This window comes from Desulfovibrio sp. GTC20076, assembly GCF_055385905.1.
The window spans coordinates 1,209,728-1,227,253 of sequence record NZ_AP039366.1 but is presented as its reverse complement, the minus strand read 5'-3'; the positions used below and the strand labels follow the sequence as shown (position 1 = coordinate 1,227,253).

The window sequence follows — 17,526 nt, the reverse complement described above, 5'->3', positions numbered from 1 at the left end:
TTTTTTTGTTTATATGCCTTCAGCCAACGCCGCCTTGGCAACCAGTATGGTCATACTGTCGTTGGTAAAGGCCACATAATCGTTGGACATGCTGCTTGGCGTCTGGTCGGTGTTAACGTTCCAGTCGGAAGACAGCACTATTTTTTCATTATTGTTCAGGAGTACGCCGAGGTTTTCAAGGTCGGCCAGGCTGGTCAGCCCCTTTCCGCCTTCCGTCACAAAGATTTCTATGTTCTGGATGGTATTTGTGGCGGGGTTGGCAAACAGGCTGTCAAGGGTATCTTTGTCTGCGCCGATCATCATGTCGATGCCGGTGCCGCCATCCATGACCGTGTTGCTGGCACTGAATACCAGCACGTCGTTGCCTTCGCCACCATAGAGCTGATTGCTGCCGGAACCGCCATCAAGATAGTCATTGCCTGCGCCGCCGTACAGGATGTCGTTGCCTTCACCGCCGAACAGGGCCTCGTTGCCGATGCCACCCTTGATGATGTCATCACCGCCAGAACCGAGCAGCAGATTGTCCGAACTGTCGCCATACAGGATGCCGGGTGTGTCCAGCCCCTTGACGGTATGGTCACTGTTGACGGTGATCTCAAGCTTGCTGTTCACAGTTTCCCACCCGTCATGCACGGTGGTGGTGAACGTTTCATTCAGCGTACTGCCCTTGCCGAGATGCTGCACCGTGGGATTGCTCATATCCAGCTCATACGTGTACTGACCGGTGGCACTGTCGATGGTAAGGGTGCCATACTGCCCCTGAAGGGTAATGGAACCCGAGCCGTCATCCACGCCGCCCTGCAGGCCGTAGGTGAGCACGTCATTGGCGTCAACATCATGGCCCTGCAACTGCCCGGTGATCTGGGAGCCGCTGAGGGCAAAAGGTACATAGATGCTGCCGCTGGCTTCTTCGAGCACAGGGGTATTGTTGGTGCCTGTGATGTTGACGGTTACATCCTTGGAGGCCCAGCCGCCCTTGCCGTCAGAAACGAGTACGGCAAAGGTTTCATTAGCCTGCTGCCCCTGCGAAAGCTTGTCTGCCCCCGCATGCAGAACGTAGGAGTATGTTCCGTCGGCTGCGATGGTAACCGTGCCGTACGTTCCCTTGTAGGTCTGGCTGTTGCTGGATCCGGCATTGGCTGCGCCCACGAAATAAGACAGAACGTCGTTGGCGTCCACATCGGTGGCGATGACAGTTCCTGTAATGGCCAGGCCGCTGCCTTCGGTGATATCGCTGCCGACAGGTTCCCACGAAGAGATGGCCGGGGCGTCGTTGGTTCCTTCAACCTTGACAACGATATCCTTTGTTGTGCTGTTGCCCTGGGGGTCAGTTACCTGAATGGTGAAGTGTTCTTCCACCGACTCGCCCTTGCCCAGAGACTGCACACTGCCCAGATCGTTATCCAGATAGTAGGTATAGGTGCCATTGGCATCAATAACCAGCTTGCCGTAAGCGCCTGCGGCGGTTCCAGCGAAGCTGCCGTTGCCGGCAACAGAAACGCCGAATGTGTGGTTGCCCATATCGCGGGCATCGTCCAGCACCGTGACAGTGGAATGACTGTCAAGAATTTCATCTTCCTTGACGGTGAGGTCAGCAGCCACCGATATGACCGGCGTGCTTTCCGTACCTGTCACGCTGATGGTTACCGTTTCCTTGGCCAAAGCCCCGTGTTCGTCCTTGACAAAAATGGTAAACGTCTCTTCGCGTACTTCACCGGGATTGATGACCAGTGCCTTGTCTTCAATAAGGCTGTAGGTATATTTGCCATTATTATCGATGCTCAGCGTGCCGAACTGCCCCGTAATCTTTTGAGCAGAGCTGTTTGTCGCGTTGTCGTTGCCCACATAGTATGAAAGTCTGGCCCCGTTATCCACGTCGGCTCCCACAACCGTTCCGCTTGCATCGCTGCCGCCTTCGGTGACAGCAAGGGCAGGGTCAAAGGATTCAATGGTGGGAGAGGTATTGGTTCCCTTGATGGTGACAACAATGTCTTTCTGTACTGTTTCAGCGCCATCGCTGACGTATACAGTGAATGTTTCCGTTGTGCTTTCCCCCTGAGCGAGCTTTTGCACATCAGGGTTGGAGTTGTCGAGTGTATATGTATAGTTGCCGTTACTGTCGATGGTAAGGGTTCCGTACTTGCCGGCAGCACTTTCGCCTTGCTGGCCGTCCTTGGTGCTGACGCCGAAGGTATGCGTGTCTGTGGCGTCCACATCAGTGAATATGAGCTTGCCAGAGCTGGTAAGCACAGTGTCTTCCGTAACAGTCAGGCCGGGGGCGCTGGTGATGACCGGGGCGTCATTGGCGCCGTTAATGGTCACCGTCAGCTGGGTTTCGGTGGCCTTGCCGTGTTCGTCCCTGACCACAACGGTAAAGGTTTCGGTCATCGAATCATTGCGGCCCAAAGCCTGGACAGCCGGATCGGCGTTGTTCAGCACATAGAGATACTGTCCGGTAGCTGAACTGATGGTAAGCGTGCCGTAACTTCCCCGGGCGATCTGGTCAGTCTGGCCATTGCTTTTGACAAAGTACTGCAACTGCGCGCCAGCGTCCGGGTCAGTGGCTTCTATATGTCCTGAAGCAAAAACCATTTCGCTTCCATTCGGCCCGGTTCTTATGTCGTCTTCCGTCACTTCCGCAACGGCAGCCTTGACTTCAGGCGCATTGTTTGTGCCGGTAATGGTGATGACAACATCACGCTGATCGGTCAAACCGTCAATGTCTGTGACAGTTACTGTGTATGTAAGATCGACCGACTGGCCCAATGCCAGTTTTTTAACCGCATCGCTGTCGTTATCCAGCGTGAAGGTATATTTGCCGTTGGCATCAATGGTGAACGTTCCGTAGTCATCGTTACCCTGAACGCCGGAGTGAGAGAAGGTGTGCGTTTCGTTGGCATCCTTGTCATGCACCTGGCTTTGCCCGGACACGGCGATTTCGCCTTCCGCAATGCTGAGGCCACTTTCTACAAAAAGGACCGGGGCGTCATTGGTTCCCTTGATGGTTACGTCAAGAGGCTCAACGACGCTGGCGCCATGCTTGTCTGTGACGGTAATATAGAATGTTTCCGTGAGTTGCTGACCTTCATGCAGGCCCTGCACGGCATCCAGGCCATTATTGAGGGTATAGGTATATTCGCCGGTGTCACGGTTGATGATCAGTGTGCCGTATTGCCCCTGCACAACAGTTTGCAGCGGTCCGGTGTTGCTTGTAGCCGCGCCGTAGGTGATGCCTGTGGGTACATCGTCCACGACCTGAACCTGGCTGCTGTCAGACAGGGCAGAGTCTTCCGTAACGGTCAGGTTGGTTACCGTGGCTGTGGGCGGGGTATTGTCGCCCGTTATGGTAATGGTGATTTGCGTAGGAGCAGAGGTATCGCTTGCAGTATTACCGGAATTATCCTGCGCAACAACGGTAAACACTTCTTCCACGGTCTGGTCTGCATTGAGCTGACCGTGATTGCTGTTCAGGAGGTATTTGTATTCTCCCGTATTCTTATCAATAGTGATGACGCCGTGTTCCGTTTCGATCTTGTCGACCAGGTTGCCATCCTTGTCTTTAAGGAAATAGGACAGGGTGTCGCCTGCATCAATGTCCGTGGCAACAATTTTGCCGGTCACGCCTTCGGTTTTGGCTATATCCTGGCCGTTTTCATGTGCACCGCCGGGAGTGGTGATGCGCGGCTGGTCGTTGGTGCCTTCAACGGTGACAGTGATATCTATCTTGCCTTCTTTGGGATGATACACTGTGAACGTTTCAGTCTTTTGGTCGCCATCGCGCAGGCTTTGCACGGCGGTGCTGTCGTTATTAAGCACATACGTGTAGCTGCCGTCAGGCTTGAGGATAAGAGAGCCATACAGGCCGGTATTGGTCAGTACAGCATCTGTGCCGTCACTGCTTTTCAGATAAAACTGATCAGTAGGATCACCGCCGTCTTTCAGCGTGAGCTTGCCGCTGGCGGTTATGTAGCCGTCATCTATTCCGTCTGCGTCCACATCTTCCTTGACGTCAAGGTCAGTAACCTTGAGGGTGTCTGAAGGGGTGTTGCCCCCCGGATCATTTGGGTCAATAGGGTCGGTCGGATCACCGCCGCCACCGCCAGTGCCGCCGGAACCCTTGCCGATGACGTTAATGGTGATGGTGGCATTGTCTTTGGCTCCGTGGGGGTCAATAACGCCCACCGCGAATTCTTCCGAAACTTCTACGTCTTTGCCAAGCCCCTTATACGCGGAGCCATGTATATTAAGGTGGTATGTGTATTCTCCGGTCAGGGTATTGATGGTTATGCTGCCATATTTGCCCTCGATGGTCTGCACATACTGGGTGTCATCGCCTTCGCCCTTTTCGAAGTAGAACTTCAGTTCGGAAGCGGAGGAGTCGTTGGTGTAATCTTTGTTGTCCACGTCCGTCGCCCAGACCTGTCCGGAGGTCTGCAAGGAAGTCGCCGGGCCATCAGGCTGCCATTCTTTGGCTGTAAAGACAGGAGCATCGTTGGTTCCGGTAATGATGACAGTGATCGTGCCGTCAACGGAGCTACTGATTTCCTGGCCTGCGCCATTGGTATGACCTGTGGTGAGCTTGACATTGAACACGTCTTTTTCGCTGTCGCCCACGTTGAGGTACTGCACGTCTCCGGTGTTCAGCTTGTAGGAGTAGGTGCCGTCCGCATGCAGGGTCAGCGTGCCGAACTTGCCCACAATTTCCACAGAGTCATTGCCGGTAAGATCCTTGCCGTCTGCCGTGATGCGCAGCAGGTCGTCATCGTCATCCTTGTCATGCCATACAATATTGCGGGTTCCCGACTGTGCTGTATCTTCATCCAGGACCAGAACCGCTGTTTCCATAGTGGGGTCGTCCTGGGTGCCGTGAATGGTGACCTTTATGTCGCCATCCACAAATGCGCCGAGGTTGTCGGTGACGCGCACCACAAAGGTGTCATCAACAGACTGGCCTTCAGACAGGAACTGCACTTTGTCATTGTACAGATGATACGTGTATTTGCCTGTGAACGTGTCAAGCTGGATGTAACCATACTTGCCTTCAATGGTCTGCACAGTGTTGCCATCGTGAACAAGGCTGTATATGAGCTTTTCTCCGTCAGGAAGATCAACGTCGGTAGCCTCGACCTGCCCGGTGGTGACGTATGAGCCACTGTCTTCGCGAAGCTCCCGATCCTGGATGGCGTCTTTGAGTTCAGGCCTGTCGTTGGTGCCCACAATGTTGACGGTGATATTCATCTCGCCGGTATTGCCATTGGGGTCAACAGCAACAATGGTGAAACCGTCACTTGCGTGCTCATTGGCTTGAAGTTTATTGACCGCCTCGCTGGCATCATTGAGAGTATAGGTGTATTCGCCGGTATCGGGATCAATGGTGACAGTGCCATACGTGGTGACAAGCGTGGTTTCACGTCCGCCTGAACTGTTGAGGAAGTAATATTTCAGGTTTTCCGTGTCGTCCTTGTCCACATCAACGGCCTGAGCCTTGCCGGAAATAGTGCCGCTGCCCTGATACTCTTCGTTACCGTAGTAGTTGGTAAGGTTGCCCTTGGCATCGACCGTGCCCACGCCGGATTCACGCACCTGGAAAACCTCGGCTGGCACTATAAAGGCCGGTGCATTGTCTTGCCCGTGTATGTTGATAACAAGCTGTTTGCTGTCAGAGGCGCCGTGCTCGTCCTTCACGGTTACGGTGAAGACCTCTTCCACCACGTCGCCATTTTTCAGTTCCTGAATGGAGCTGAGGCTGTTGTTCAGGGTGTAGGTATACTTGCCGGTGGCCGGGTCAAGGGTAAGGGTGCCGTATTTGCCTTGAATGACCGCCCCGGGAAGAACAGTGGGGGGAGCGCCATTGGCATCGGTAATGGAATAGGTAAGCACCGCGCCGTGGTCCACATCGCTGCCCTCGGCCGTACCTTCAACCTGAAATGCCTCGGTGTTTTCCGTCAGGTCATACTGGCCCAGATCGGCCAGTTCGGGTCTGTCGTTGGTGCCGACCACAGTGATGTTGAGGTTGTTGACGCTGGTTGCGCCCTTGTCGTCCGTAATCATGACGGGAAAGGTCATGGTGATGGTAGCGCCTTGAGGCAGTTTGTCCGCAGCGCCGCCTTCTGTGGTGTCAAGCTCGAAAGTGTAAGAGCCGTCGGCCTTGAGTACCAGAGTGCCATATTCATTTTTTATGACCACCTGGCCGGCGTCTTCTGATACCACGGTATTGGTCAGGCCATTAGGCACGTTGGTGTTTTGGGCTGTGCCGCCAAGCTTGACCGAACTGACTTCGGTCACGCCCTTGGTGCTCCAGCCGGTTTCTGTGACTACACGATAGGTGTGGGTGGCACCGTCATCCTTGTCAATAATATTATTGCCAAGGGCATCAGGGTTGTTGAGCTGGCCGTTAATGACCGTTTTTTCGTACTGGTAAGAACCCGAGCCGCTATCAACCTTGTTCTGGGTGTCGCTGGTCGCCTCATTGCCATTGTGTACGCCGGAGTCTTTGAGTAACTGGGCGTTTTCAAGGGCAAGGTAGGGCCGGTCGTTGGTTCCCTCGATGTGAATGTTGATATCATGAATTTTAGGCGCGCTGTGGCCGTCAGTGACAGATACGGTAAACTTGTAGTCCACGGTATCGCCTTCGGCGAGATGGTCAGCCTTGGCGTTGTCCAGCTTGTAGGTATACTCGTAGATGATTTTTTGTTCGCCAGTGGCGGAGTTTACCGTGCGGTGGGGAATAATGGTCAGGATGCCGTGCTCGGTTGTTATGGTCCATGTGCCGTTGGCCCCGGCAATGGCATTGCAGCCGGGGACGGCGTTGCCATCGCTGTCAGTGAGGGTGGCTGTGAGCACATCGGCGGAATCATTGTCGCTTACAGAAAAGCTTTCTTTGGCTGTGGAGGTTCCCTTGATGGTATAGTTGTTGCCGGCGTGCCCCTGAAACTGGCCGGAATTGTCCACGTTGGGATCATTTTGCGCGCCCACGCCGCTTTCCTTGAGCGTAAGGGTGCCCGACGAAATGTCAATTTCGGGAGCATCGTTGGTACCATTGATTGTTACCGTGATGGTCTGGCTGGAGTTGGCTCCCCATTTATCGGTGACCGTAACCTCAAAAGTTTCCACCTTGCTCTGGCCTTCGCCGAGCCTTTGAACTTCTGAGCTGTCATTATTCAGGGTATAGCTGTAGCTGCCGTCAGGGTTGACGGTCAGGGTGCCGTATTTGGTGCTGAAAGTGGAGGTTTCGCCAAAGTCTCCGTTATCGGCGTTGCCCGATGTTCCCGACCCGGAGTGTATGGAATAGGAATGATTGGTATTGTCCGCGCCCGTAGCCCAGTGGCCGTTGCTGTCCGGATCGGAGACAACGTATGTGCCGGATGCGGCAGTATTGACGTCTTCAGTGACGGAAAGCTGGCCGTTTTTGTCATCGGTGATGGTAATGATGGGGCGGTCATTGGTGCCTTCAATGGTTACGGCTATTTCGCCTTTGACCACGCCGCCACGGCCGTCTGAAACGACGACATTGAATTTTTGCTCAATATCCGGGTCGTTGACGCCAAGAAAGTCGCATTTGCCCTGGTCGATGGTGTAGGTGTAGGTGGGCGGTACATCATTGGTATTGAGTACCAGGACTCCATAGGATGTCACAATGGTCTGCACACCATTGGACATGGTGTTGGAGGTAATACTGGATGCCGTGTCGGCATCTGCAGCCTCGATACGATATTGCAGCACATCTCTGGCATCAGGGTCGGTTGCGTATATCTGCCCCTTGGCGCTGGGGGTTCCGGCAATGGGAGTATTGGGGTTGGAAGAAGTGGATGTGGGGCCGACGCCGGATTCTTTGAGGCGCAGGTGATCGGTGTGCGCTCCGATTTCCGGTGGCTCGTTGGGTTCGGGCGGCAGGGGAGGGATCGTCGTGCCGGCAGTGGGCGAGGCGGAGGCAAAAAAGCCCAGGCCGTTTTCGGATTGTGAGTCCGTGCCGGAGCCGTCAAAACCGATATCCAGGCCGTTCAGGTGGTCAATGCCATCCATCAGGGCCGAATCGCCCCACTGGCTGTACCGGGCAGAGCGCTCCGCCCCGGCTGCAGGACCGGCAGCAGGCGCCAGATCAGGGCCAAAGGCGCTGAAAAAATCTGCACTGCTTACAAGCTGCCCGTCTATTTCAAAATCCGGAGCATTATTTTTATTGTATTCGGAATAAAAATTTTCGATACGGATGCTGGAGCCGTCATCAAAGCTGAACAGCAGGTCATCGCCTGCCCGTTCAAGGCTTGCCTGGTCAGCAGGAAAATTCAATGTGATTCTGGAATCAGGTTCGGCGGCAACAAGGGTTTGCTGTGAAGCCGCCGGGCGGGAAAGAGTAAGACTACGCATGAATGGCCTCCTAAGCGCTTGGGCCGCAGAAACAGCTAAGCTGTCGCTGTGCAGGCGCTCTTTACATGGCATGCAAAATGAACCACTCAACTGGCTCATTAACAATTGGGATTGATTTAGGAAGGGGGCAGAGTGACTGCTCGAGGCCAGGTATGCGGTAATCGCCTGACCCCATGTCGCTTGTTTTTTGACCGCGACATTATGGAGAAGGCTTCAGCCAGGGGGAACAGCTAAAGCATGACGTTATCTACTAACAATTACTAATTAGCCACATTTTGCGCTATGGTCAAGCCCTATGGGAAAATTATATTCCGCCGAAAGTGTGCGAACATGCTGCGGGCAAAATAAAAATTTACTTTTGGCCTTGTTGGCAGTAACTTGAATGCAGGGGATGGAGTTCCCCTTGAACCGCATTTGCTGATGACTCCTGCCAGACCTTGTAAAGGTGTTGGTAGATTATTTTCAGGCAACCACACCATGACGTGGTTGCCTTTTTTGTTCACCATTCTTGTTTCGGTATCTGCAATAGCCATGCTGTTTTCAGTGCAGCCGGCAGTGCTTTCGGACAGGGGGCGTACCCTTGCTTTTGTGGCTGTTTTGTTTCTATGGGCTTTTTATTGAAGCCACTGAGGGAGTTGAAAAGGCTTTTGGTGCAGACTTTGTGCCGGAAGGACGGCGTGGCTGCATCTTTGGCTGGTTTAATATGCTCGCGGGAATGCTGTTTTTGCCTGCGTCTGTAACTTTCGGTTTTCTGTATCAGGGATATCCCCTGCGGCTGCTTTTGTTTTTTCGGGAGTATGCTCTGCTCTGGCGGCTGCCCTTTTAAAAGGACTTGTAGTGCCTGTGCGCACGTGATGACAGACGGAGAATTGTATGCTTAAAACGCTTGCCCTCATAAGTATTGGGGCATCTTGCGGAGCCATCTTGCGGTGGTTTCTGGGGTTGATGCTGAACGCCATATTTCTTCCCATACCGCTTGGAACCCTGGCGGCCAACCTGCTTGGCGGGTATCTCATCGGTGTGGCTGTCAGTATGTTCAATGCGCTGCCTGCGGTAGGGCCGGAATTTAGGTTGCTCATCATTACCGGGTTTCTTGGCGGCTTGACGACTTTTTCAACATTTACAGCGGAAATCGGCGTTCTTTTGCAAGGCCAGCGCATCATGACTGCCGTGGCAGCCATAGTACTGCATGTTTGCGGCTCACTTATTATGATGCTGCTCGGCATGGGGACGTTTGCGTTATTACGGACCTGTTTTCGATAGGGGAACATATGCACGGCTATCAGCTTACGTTTTTTACGCAGCAGGGACGCGTTCACGGCATGGTAAACCTTGCAGAGTGGCTGCTCCAGCAGGCAAAGGCGGTCGGAATCAAGGGGGCGACTGTGGCAACTGCTCAAGGAGGATACGGCCGGAACGGCAAATACTATTCGGTCCATTTCTTTGAAATGGGCGAGCAGCCTGTAGAAGTGACGATGGCTGTGGATGCGGTACAGGCGGATTTGCTGTTCGCAAAAATTAACGAAGAGCAGCTCGGTATTTTTTATATAAAGATACCCATTGAATTTGGCGTCACCGGAGAAAAACGGGAGGATTAGCGCATGAAAGTTCTGCGGCCGTAACACGACGTGAATACTGTCGAAAATTGTATTTTCCCGAAGCATGACAACGTTGAAGTGTGAAGCATTTCAACGTTGATCTGCTCGAAAGGATAGATCAGGACCTCTGCACGCTGGATATGCCGGACTCTGGCTTACGCAGTGGATCAAGTCCACCGTCGGGTGCGTGCCGCGTGCCGTTCGGTAAAACATGCGCAATACAAGTAGGTTGTGTTGTGTTTGATATTTGAGCAGACAGTTGCAGTGTCGCTGCCGCAAGTCAGCTTCTATATGAGTCGGGCACAGATTTAGCTTGTCGCCTGAAAGACTTGCGGCTGGATAGTTACAGTTGATCGCCGTATCCTGTCAGGGGGCTGGCGGAAGCCCTGTGGCGGCGGGAGTGGCAGCAGAGCCGGGGGCTGGGCTGTCGTGCCCCGGGGCATCAGGGGAAAGCAGATTTTCCGGCACTTCACCCGGCCCGGGAACAGTAAGCGTTTCGGGGTTGATGCTGTACCAGGCAAACCACATGGAATAGCCGCCGAAATATTCAGGCATGGCGGCCCCTTTCATGTTGCCTTCCAGGGCTTTTCCGGTGGCCGGGTCCCAGACGCTCCGTGTCTTCAAATCCATCAGTTTGCCGTAACGGCTGACAAATAGAAACGGTTCAGCCCATATCTGCCGGTTGAACACGCGCACGACATCCAGTTGCGGGTCATGGGCAGCCAGCAGTGCGTGCGGTCCTACAAAGAAATTAACTGTCCCTTTTTCCTTCACATAGGCCACATCAATAGCCAGCAGGTAGTTTTCATATTCCAGGCAGAGCATATGTGTTTTGCGCGGAAAACGCCTGTCCAGGCGTTCTACCGGGTAGATAAGCCTGTCGTTGTCATAGTAGGTGCCTTTGCGCTGGTAGTTCCCGTAGGGGTCGCGCCCGTACGGGCGGCTTCCTGCCGGTTTGGCCATGACGGATGCCTGGGGAAAGACGCTGCGCGCGGCCCCCCACGTTGTCCAGAACACCGGAATGGTTGGCAGTCCTCTGCCCATGAGGGGGCCTTCAAAAGCCATGCCGGTTTCCTGAAGCCAGAGACTGCCGGAATTGCGGTCAATAAGCACACTGTTGCCGTCATAAAGGCGGCCTTCGACATCAAAAATAAGATTAAGCCCGCCCATGGAGGCATCGTAGGCCATGAGCGTACCTGTGGTGGGGCAGTAGGTGATGGTGTAGGCCACGTCGTCAATAAGTTCATTAACAACCTGATGCCAGACCATATAGCGCTGCAGATATATGCGCGGGCCATCGGGCAGCATGACCACAAAAACAATTTCATCAGCGCTGGTGTTAAGGTCCGCATCCAGAATGCGGTCATAGCGCGGCCTGTACAGCGACGGGATGGCCCCGTAACTGACGCCCGTTTCCACCAGTTTACCGGAAATAGCCGCCAGATCGGCCATGCTTTTGGGCCGTGCCTGACTTTCAGCAGGGGAGAGCAGCAGAGTGCACAACGCCAGCAGAATCAAAGCAGAAAACGCAAATATATCCTGCAAACGGCAGGGCGTACAGCGCCCTGGTTTATGCCTCGTGTTGCGGCCGTTGGTGAGCCGTACACGTGTCCTGCAGGTGCAGTTACCTGCCGTGGCGTCTCGGCTGGGGCCTGGCAGAAGAGGAATGGTCTGCTGGCGAGAGGTCAATGCTTGTCTTTCTCCTTACGGTGAGACGGCAGGTAATCACTAAAAATATAGTCGCGCAGAGCCTGGGGCCATGGCCGTGGCTTTTTGCCCAGGAAGGCGCCCAGTTTATTGTTATCCAGCACGGAAAACTCCGGCCGTTGGGCTTTTTGGGGCCATTGGGCCGAATCGATGGGCATAACCCGGCAGGAAGCGGCCGCGAGGTTGATGGACTCGCAAGCCAGTTCGCACCAGCTGGCCTGGCCGCTGTTAACGGCGTGCCAGAGTCCTGTGGCCTGTTTTTCAGCCAGGGCGGCGCTCCATTGCGCCAGATCCATACTATACGTGGGGGAGCCAACCTGATCGTGAACCACGTTGATGGTGTCGCGTTTTTCGCAGGCTGCCACGATGGTGTCCACAAAATTTTTGCGGCCGGGGCCAAAAAGCCAGGCCGTGCGCAGCACGCAGGAACGCTCGGGCAATTCGCGCAGTACAGCCTGCTCGCCTTCGAGCTTGGTGCTGCCGTATACCGACAAGGGATGCGGCTCGTCTTCTTCGGTCAGCGGAGTTTCTCCTTGGCCCTGAAAAACAAAGTCGGTGCTGTAGTGGACCAGGTATCCGTTGCCGAGAGTTTTAAGAATGTGCGCCAACGCATCGGGCAGGGTGCGGTTTGCCTCACAAGCCGCGTCGGGGTCATCTTCGGCAGCGTCAACAGCCGTAAAGCCTACAGCGTTAAAAACCACGTCCGCGTGTGCCGCAAGCAGACGTGACTGTAAGAAGTCAAAATCCATCACATTGCCGTCCTGCCTGCCCAGGGTCGCCACTTGCCAGCCTCGTGCCGCAAGCACACGAACAAGGGCCTGCCCCAGCAGACCGGTTGCGCCTCCCATAATCAGCGCTTTTGCCATCTGAACCTCCCGGCACGGTACACGCCTTCCCCAGAGGGAGCGTACGTCCCATAATGCAGGCACTGTATCGTTGTGAGTCATGCTGGTCAATACAACGCTTTTCCCGTACTGCGGGCGACTGCCGTCTTGCCACCATGCTGCAAGTAACGTACAAATTAGCCGCATGAGACGTGCAATATTATTGGTAGCTTTTGGCGCAAGCAGCGCACAGGGGCAGAATGCCCTCAAAGGGTTTGACGCGCTTGTGCGCCAGCGCTACCCGGGAATACCCGTGCGCTGGGCATATACCTCACTGCTGTTGCGAGAACGCCTGGCCCGAGCCAGACAGAAGAGCGATTCCGTCCGCAAGGCTTTGAGGCGTCTCAGCCTGGAACGCTTTACCCATGTGGCGGTCCAGCCCTTGCAAACCATACCGGGGCGAGAACACGGCGAAGTTTGCGCAGCTGTGGCTGAAATAGTAGCCCAGAGCGGTCTGCGCTGCCATGTTGGTGATCCCATGCTGGCATCTGCGGATGATGTAAACGCCGCTGCCCATGCCTGCGTGAACCATCTGCCATCCGGGCGTACGGTTCATGAGGATGTCATTTTTATGGGCCACGGCGCAGAGCATCAGGCCGTGGCCCGTTACGCCGACCTGGCGGAAGCCGTTTATGGGATTGACGCCCACGTACATGTGGGAGCCATGAACGGAGCTGTGTTGCTTGAGGATATTTTGCCCCGTCTTGCTTCCGAGAGGGTGTGGCTCATGCCGCTGCTTTCAGTGGTTGGCAATCACGCGCTTAAGGATATGGCGGGGCAGGACAGCCAGTCGTGGCGCAGCCGTGTGGAATCGCAGGGACGCCAGTGCGTGCCGGTGTTGAAAGGTACGGCGGAATACGCCGGTTTTGCTGAGATATGGTTGCGCCACCTGGAGGCTGCCGCCCAGTCCTGTTTTGAATCTGTATGAGGTAATTTATGCGCGGATTATTGATGACCATGCTGTGTGCGGCGATGCTGCTTGCTGGCTGTGGGGCTGGAAGCGGCGGCCATGCCGCCGGAGGCGCTGTAAGTTTGTCGCCGACTGTACAAAACGGCAAGACCAACCAGTATAACCCGCATCTGCACCAGAATATGCCAAACATGCGTTCGGCCACGGCCGAAGGCGCAGCCATGCTTCAAAAAATGGGCGGCAGTGTTCCTACCATCGAAGGCGAGGCTGCACACCGTCCACAGTGGAAACATGAAGTTTATCCTGTAGTTTTTGGCGACCCCACTGCACCGCACGAAGTTCTTGTATTGCTTGATTTTGCCGCGCCGCAGAGTGAAAAAGTATGGCAGGCTGTTGTCGATGCCAGCCGGTCCCTTTCTCCCCAGCAGTGCAAAATTGCAGTTTTTGCCAACAGCAAGGAATATTACGGAACGGACCTTATGGGGCTGGCTATCTGGATTACCCACTCACGCCCGGGACAGGCCATGCCGTACCTGACGTATGCGTTGGGGCAGTGGAACAAGGTCAAGGCCGAGCAAAAAAGCACCCGTGGACGTGCAGTGCCTTTTCAGAATGAATATGACGCCACTGTAAAAAATACGGATTACCCCATCCACTATGCCTATCTTTCACACCTGCGGCCGCCGGTTCCTGCAAGTCAGGAACTTAGCGTGGCAAGGTATTGCTACGATGCCGGAAATGTTAATCTTTACCAGGCTGAGCAGATAAGCAGATATTATGGCATCAAGAACCTGCCCGCCGTTATTGTGGATGGTCAGGCGCTTTCTTCCGTATCCGCTGCCTCAATCCTTAAAGCTTTACAGTAACAAAAACTGCCAGGCAGGGCACCCGGCGAAGCATATGTGCAAAAACTTCGCGTATGCGGGTACAAGCAGCGCAAAACAATCGGCCAGTTTTTCCGTTTTGTTCCGGGAAAAGCTGGCCGATTGTTTATACCTGTGCGGAGGGTGTTATGTCCGGTTTTCAGGCTGAAAAAGGTGATCGGCCTCGGGGAGTTCTCTTGTCTTTCCTGGTGAAAGCCAGCTCCTAGAGAGGATGCAGCCTCTTCGAATTTTGGCACAATACACTAAGATTTATGATGTTTTCAGGCTATACGCCTGTGGCCGCAGCTTCATCCACGACCCATACAAGATCGCCAAAGCCGGGTCGCACCATCTGGGCGGGCAGTGTGGGCGGAGCCAGCAGGTTGAGGGCGCGGGAGAGCACATCATGTTTTTCGGCCCCTGTCACAAGGAACATGCAGCAGCGGGCATTGTTGATCACCGGCAGGGTGAGGGTAAGGCGGTCGGCCTTGCGTTCCGGAACGTACTGGTCAATAACCAGCCGCTTCTTTTCCGCAAGGGCTGGGGAATGGGGGAAAATGGAACCGGTATGCCCGTCTTCGCCCATGCCAAGCAGCATAAAGTCAAAACGGGGGAGGTCCTGCGGTCCAAGGTCGAATTCGGCACGGAGCTGTCCTTCATACTTGACGGCAGCTTCTACAGGATCTTCTTCGCCGCGCATGCGGTAAAAATGCGTAGCCGGGACATGTCCGAGAAATTCCCTGCGGGCCAGGCCGTAGTTACTGTCGGCATGTTCCGGCCCCACGCAACGTTCGTCCACCCAGAAAATGCTTATCTTGTCCCAGGGCAGCCGGTCGGCCCAGTCGTCACCGGCAAGCAGCCGGAAAAGAGGAATGGGAGTCTGCCCGCCGGACAGGGCAATGCGGAATACACCCCTTTCAGCAACAGCCTCTTCGCAAGCGGCGGCAAGAATATGTGCGGCGCGCTCGGCCATGGCGGCCGGGTCTTTATGAATGTGCACCGTAAGATGGATGGATCGGCTGAGGCCCGACATGTGGCGGCTCCTTCAAAGTTGACGATGGAAACGGCCTGCATGGCCGTTTTGCGGGAACTTGCCTGCAAAACGCGTCCTGGCAGCCGGGAATTTCCGGCCTTGCGGGGCGCGGCGCCATTAAACTGTTCGACCGGTCAGGCCGCACTGTTTACCGACAGCCATGACGAAAATTTTTGCCCTGATGAGGCAGGGCGACAACTCTTACTATGGCACAGAAGCATCGGAGAGAAAAGTCCTATTTGTGCCAATAGTGTGCCGCAACTATTGAAATTCTTCGATAGGTTCCGGAGTATCGGAAATATGCAGCACCTCGCCGTTGTCGAGTCCGAGGGTCTTCCATGCCGCCGTGCACTTCAGGGGTAATCCTTGTAGCAGGCGGCGGCCGAGTTCACTGCGCCCGTCCAGCTCAATGGTCCAGCTTCGTTTGAAGTCCTCGCCCGGGCGCACGGGCTGCACGGCATTCAGGTTGCGGCTCAGCAGATTGCTGCCGGAAGCATCGGAGATTTCGGCAAACAGGTTCATGTTGTTTACCCCCACAGTACCGATGTCGCGTGCAAGTACGCGCACTACCACAAGCAGGGTGCTGCCGTCTGAAATCAGGCCGGCATCTGCAGAGCAGGACTGAAGGGGAAAAAGATCCCTGATGCGCCGTTCTGTCTGTGCATTTTTGTCAACGATCATCTGTCGTTGGCCGCGCATGCGTTCCACCTGGGCTTCGCGAAACTGGCGTGTAAGTTCCGGCCCGTTCACCAGGCTGCGCACGATCCATCCTTCGGCGGTTTTATCCATGCGCAGAATCAGCGGAAAATTTTTATCCAGCAGAGGATGTCGTATCCTGGCTGTCAGCAGGGCAGTGCCTTCGCTGGCTGTCTGCAAGCTGATGGTTTTTGAAAGCTGCTCCAGAAAGTCTGAGGGCAAGGCATAGAGCGGAGTTTTTAATCGTGTTTTCAGGTCCGGCTCTTCTTTGGCAGCCTCCTGCTTGGAACGAAGTTGCCTGAGCAGGGCGGTTTGTATCATGTCGCTGATCTGGCGCTCCTGATCCGGGCCCGCCTTGAGGAAAGGATAGCTTCGCATCAGGTTGGCCGCTAGCTGCCGGGAAAGCGCGTTGAAGTCTACCAGCTCCGCGATATTGTTTGTTTGGGCGTTTTTCAGGGCATCACGCAATTCTTCATAGGCATAGAGGCTGGACTGACGGAACTGGTAATACCGCCAGCCGCTGTAAAACAGCACTGCAACGATCACGATCAATATGCCCGCGGCGAACACAAGAATATGTTGCCGCACAAAGGAAATCAGCCGGGAAATAGCGGGAAAATTCATGACACACCTGATATTTTCTAATTCACTGAGAGTTCAGGGAATTTTTTGAACCATACTCCAGCACCGGTTCAGGCCTGCGCAGGCGCTGCCCCTTGATCTTGAGCGGCATGGGCGTTACGGGCCGTGCAGGGCCAAGATCAAGGCGAATGACGCACCATGCTCCCAGGGGAAGGGGCAGCTTGTGAACGCAACCGCCCAGCGGGCAGGAACGGTTCCAGGCGCTGCGCGGTCCGGCAAGAGTGCTCATGCCGCAGGCCTTGCCGTCTCCCATATCTTTGAGCAGGCGCCAGATGCTCCACCATTGGTGCGCAGGCCCGGGCCAGGTTTTTTTTCGGCCTTGAAGGCAGTGCAGCAGGTAAGCAAGGGAAGCGCTGTTCCAGAAGGTAACGGCAAGGCCGCCGGAAGAAACACGCAAGGCTTCGCGTACGGCGATTTTCACTTTTTCTCTGTCGCCGCTGGAGAGGTGCAGGACAACCCCGTCAAAGGAGCTGTCATCAAAGGGCAGGTGATCATCTGCGGCAGCGGCTATTTCTGCGCGGCAGCCCATTGCGGCGGCGGCCCGCGCCCGCAGTTCCGGGCGGAGCTCTGTTGCCGTCAGGTCGAAACCGCATTCCCACAACAAGGGTGAAAACATCCCCTGACCGCAGTTGACCTCCAGCAGGGTTTTCCCCCTGCGAGGCCAGACCGCCAGACTGTGTTGCAGAAGGTTCTGCTGCTTGCTCAGGGCAGAGAGGCCCTTGGTCTTCCAATGCCACCGCTTCATGGTTCTGCCTTTTGATCAGATCGTTTGATTGTTTTTTAATATCCCACTATTTTGCAAAGAGGTCAAAATGGCAAGAAAAAACTG

The 17,526-nt window shown here is 54.9% G+C and carries 10 protein-coding genes and 1 riboswitch; of the genes, 4 read left to right on the top strand and 6 right to left on the bottom strand.

Annotated features, from left to right (window positions below; translation table 11 throughout):
- Positions 1-9: 9 nt before the first annotated feature.
- Entirely contained in the window at positions 10-8,364 is an 8,355-nt protein-coding gene (locus ACZ495_RS05345) for a VCBS domain-containing protein (protein WP_464262773.1), read from the bottom strand.
- A gap of 378 nt (positions 8,365-8,742) precedes the next feature.
- A riboswitch (Fluoride riboswitch) is annotated at positions 8,743-8,801 on the top strand.
- Positions 8,802-9,237: 436 nt separating this feature from the next.
- Between ACZ495_RS05345 and crcB the strand changes: the two genes are divergently transcribed.
- Both crcB and ACZ495_RS05335 read left to right on the top strand, forming a co-directional pair.
- Positions 9,238-9,627 (top strand): fluoride efflux transporter CrcB, encoded by a 390-nt coding sequence (gene crcB / locus ACZ495_RS05340; protein ID WP_072312057.1) that lies wholly within the window; start codon positions 9,238-9,240, stop codon positions 9,625-9,627.
- Positions 9,628-9,635: 8 nt separating this feature from the next.
- On the top strand, positions 9,636-9,962 hold the full coding sequence (locus ACZ495_RS05335) for a DUF190 domain-containing protein (RefSeq protein ID WP_012624755.1): 327 nt from the start codon (positions 9,636-9,638) through the stop codon (positions 9,960-9,962).
- Positions 9,963-10,328: 366 nt separating this feature from the next.
- Here ACZ495_RS05335 and ACZ495_RS05330 read toward each other — a convergent pair whose 3' ends face one another.
- Positions 10,329-11,414: a DUF3179 domain-containing protein gene (locus ACZ495_RS05330; RefSeq protein ID WP_012624756.1), complete on the bottom strand. Its 1,086-nt coding sequence runs from the start codon at positions 11,412-11,414 to the stop codon at positions 10,329-10,331.
- A 233-nt stretch (positions 11,415-11,647) separates the two neighbouring features.
- Positions 11,648-12,535, bottom strand: a complete 888-nt coding sequence (rfbD, locus tag ACZ495_RS05325) for a dTDP-4-dehydrorhamnose reductase (protein ID WP_296983668.1) — start codon at positions 12,533-12,535, stop codon at positions 11,648-11,650.
- A gap of 163 nt (positions 12,536-12,698) precedes the next feature.
- Here rfbD and ACZ495_RS05320 point away from each other — a divergent pair, with 163 nt between their 5' ends.
- Both ACZ495_RS05320 and ACZ495_RS05315 read left to right on the top strand, forming a co-directional pair.
- Complete coding sequence (locus tag ACZ495_RS05320) at positions 12,699-13,481, top strand: sirohydrochlorin cobaltochelatase (protein ID WP_012624758.1); 783 nt, start codon at positions 12,699-12,701, stop codon at positions 13,479-13,481.
- Positions 13,482-13,489: 8 nt separating this feature from the next.
- A complete protein-coding gene (locus ACZ495_RS05315; RefSeq protein WP_464262772.1) occupies positions 13,490-14,329 on the top strand; it encodes a hypothetical protein in 840 nt (279 codons plus the stop codon).
- A 283-nt stretch (positions 14,330-14,612) separates the two neighbouring features.
- Here the strand turns inward: ACZ495_RS05315 and pgl are convergent, their stop codons facing one another.
- The 3 genes from pgl to ACZ495_RS05300 form a co-directional block, all read right to left on the bottom strand.
- Positions 14,613-15,359 carry a 6-phosphogluconolactonase gene (gene pgl, locus ACZ495_RS05310; RefSeq protein ID WP_291441235.1) on the bottom strand — a complete coding sequence of 249 codons (747 nt, stop codon included), beginning with the start codon at positions 15,357-15,359 and terminating at the stop codon, positions 14,613-14,615.
- Between the two features lie 261 nt (positions 15,360-15,620).
- Positions 15,621-16,679, bottom strand: a complete 1,059-nt coding sequence (locus ACZ495_RS05305) for a YfgM family protein (protein ID WP_012624761.1) — start codon at positions 16,677-16,679, stop codon at positions 15,621-15,623.
- A 22-nt stretch (positions 16,680-16,701) separates the two neighbouring features.
- On the bottom strand, positions 16,702-17,442 hold the full coding sequence (locus tag ACZ495_RS05300; RefSeq protein ID WP_012624762.1) for a class I SAM-dependent methyltransferase: 741 nt from the start codon (positions 17,440-17,442) through the stop codon (positions 16,702-16,704).
- Positions 17,443-17,526 lie beyond the last annotated feature (84 nt).

Bases quoted from the DNA above. Each gene is read 5' to 3' on its own strand.
- ACZ495_RS05330 (WP_012624756.1), bottom strand. From the start codon at position 11,414: ATGGCCGATCTGGCGGCTATTTCCGGTAAACTGGTGGAAACGGGCGTC.
- ACZ495_RS05315 (WP_464262772.1), top strand. From the start codon at position 13,490: ATGCGCGGATTATTGATGACCATGCTGTGTGCGGCGATGCTGCTTGCT.
- ACZ495_RS05300 (WP_012624762.1), bottom strand. From the start codon at position 17,442: ATGAAGCGGTGGCATTGGAAGACCAAGGGCCTCTCTGCCCTGAGCAAG.
- ACZ495_RS05320 (WP_012624758.1), top strand. From the start codon at position 12,699: ATGAGACGTGCAATATTATTGGTAGCTTTTGGCGCAAGCAGCGCACAG.
- ACZ495_RS05335 (WP_012624755.1), top strand. From the start codon at position 9,636: ATGCACGGCTATCAGCTTACGTTTTTTACGCAGCAGGGACGCGTTCAC.
- rfbD (WP_296983668.1), bottom strand. From the start codon at position 12,535: ATGGCAAAAGCGCTGATTATGGGAGGCGCAACCGGTCTGCTGGGGCAG.
- pgl (WP_291441235.1), bottom strand. From the start codon at position 15,359: ATGTCGGGCCTCAGCCGATCCATCCATCTTACGGTGCACATTCATAAA.
- ACZ495_RS05345 (WP_464262773.1), bottom strand. From the start codon at position 8,364: ATGCGTAGTCTTACTCTTTCCCGCCCGGCGGCTTCACAGCAAACCCTT.
- crcB (WP_072312057.1), top strand. From the start codon at position 9,238: ATGCTTAAAACGCTTGCCCTCATAAGTATTGGGGCATCTTGCGGAGCC.
- ACZ495_RS05305 (WP_012624761.1), bottom strand. From the start codon at position 16,679: ATGAATTTTCCCGCTATTTCCCGGCTGATTTCCTTTGTGCGGCAACAT.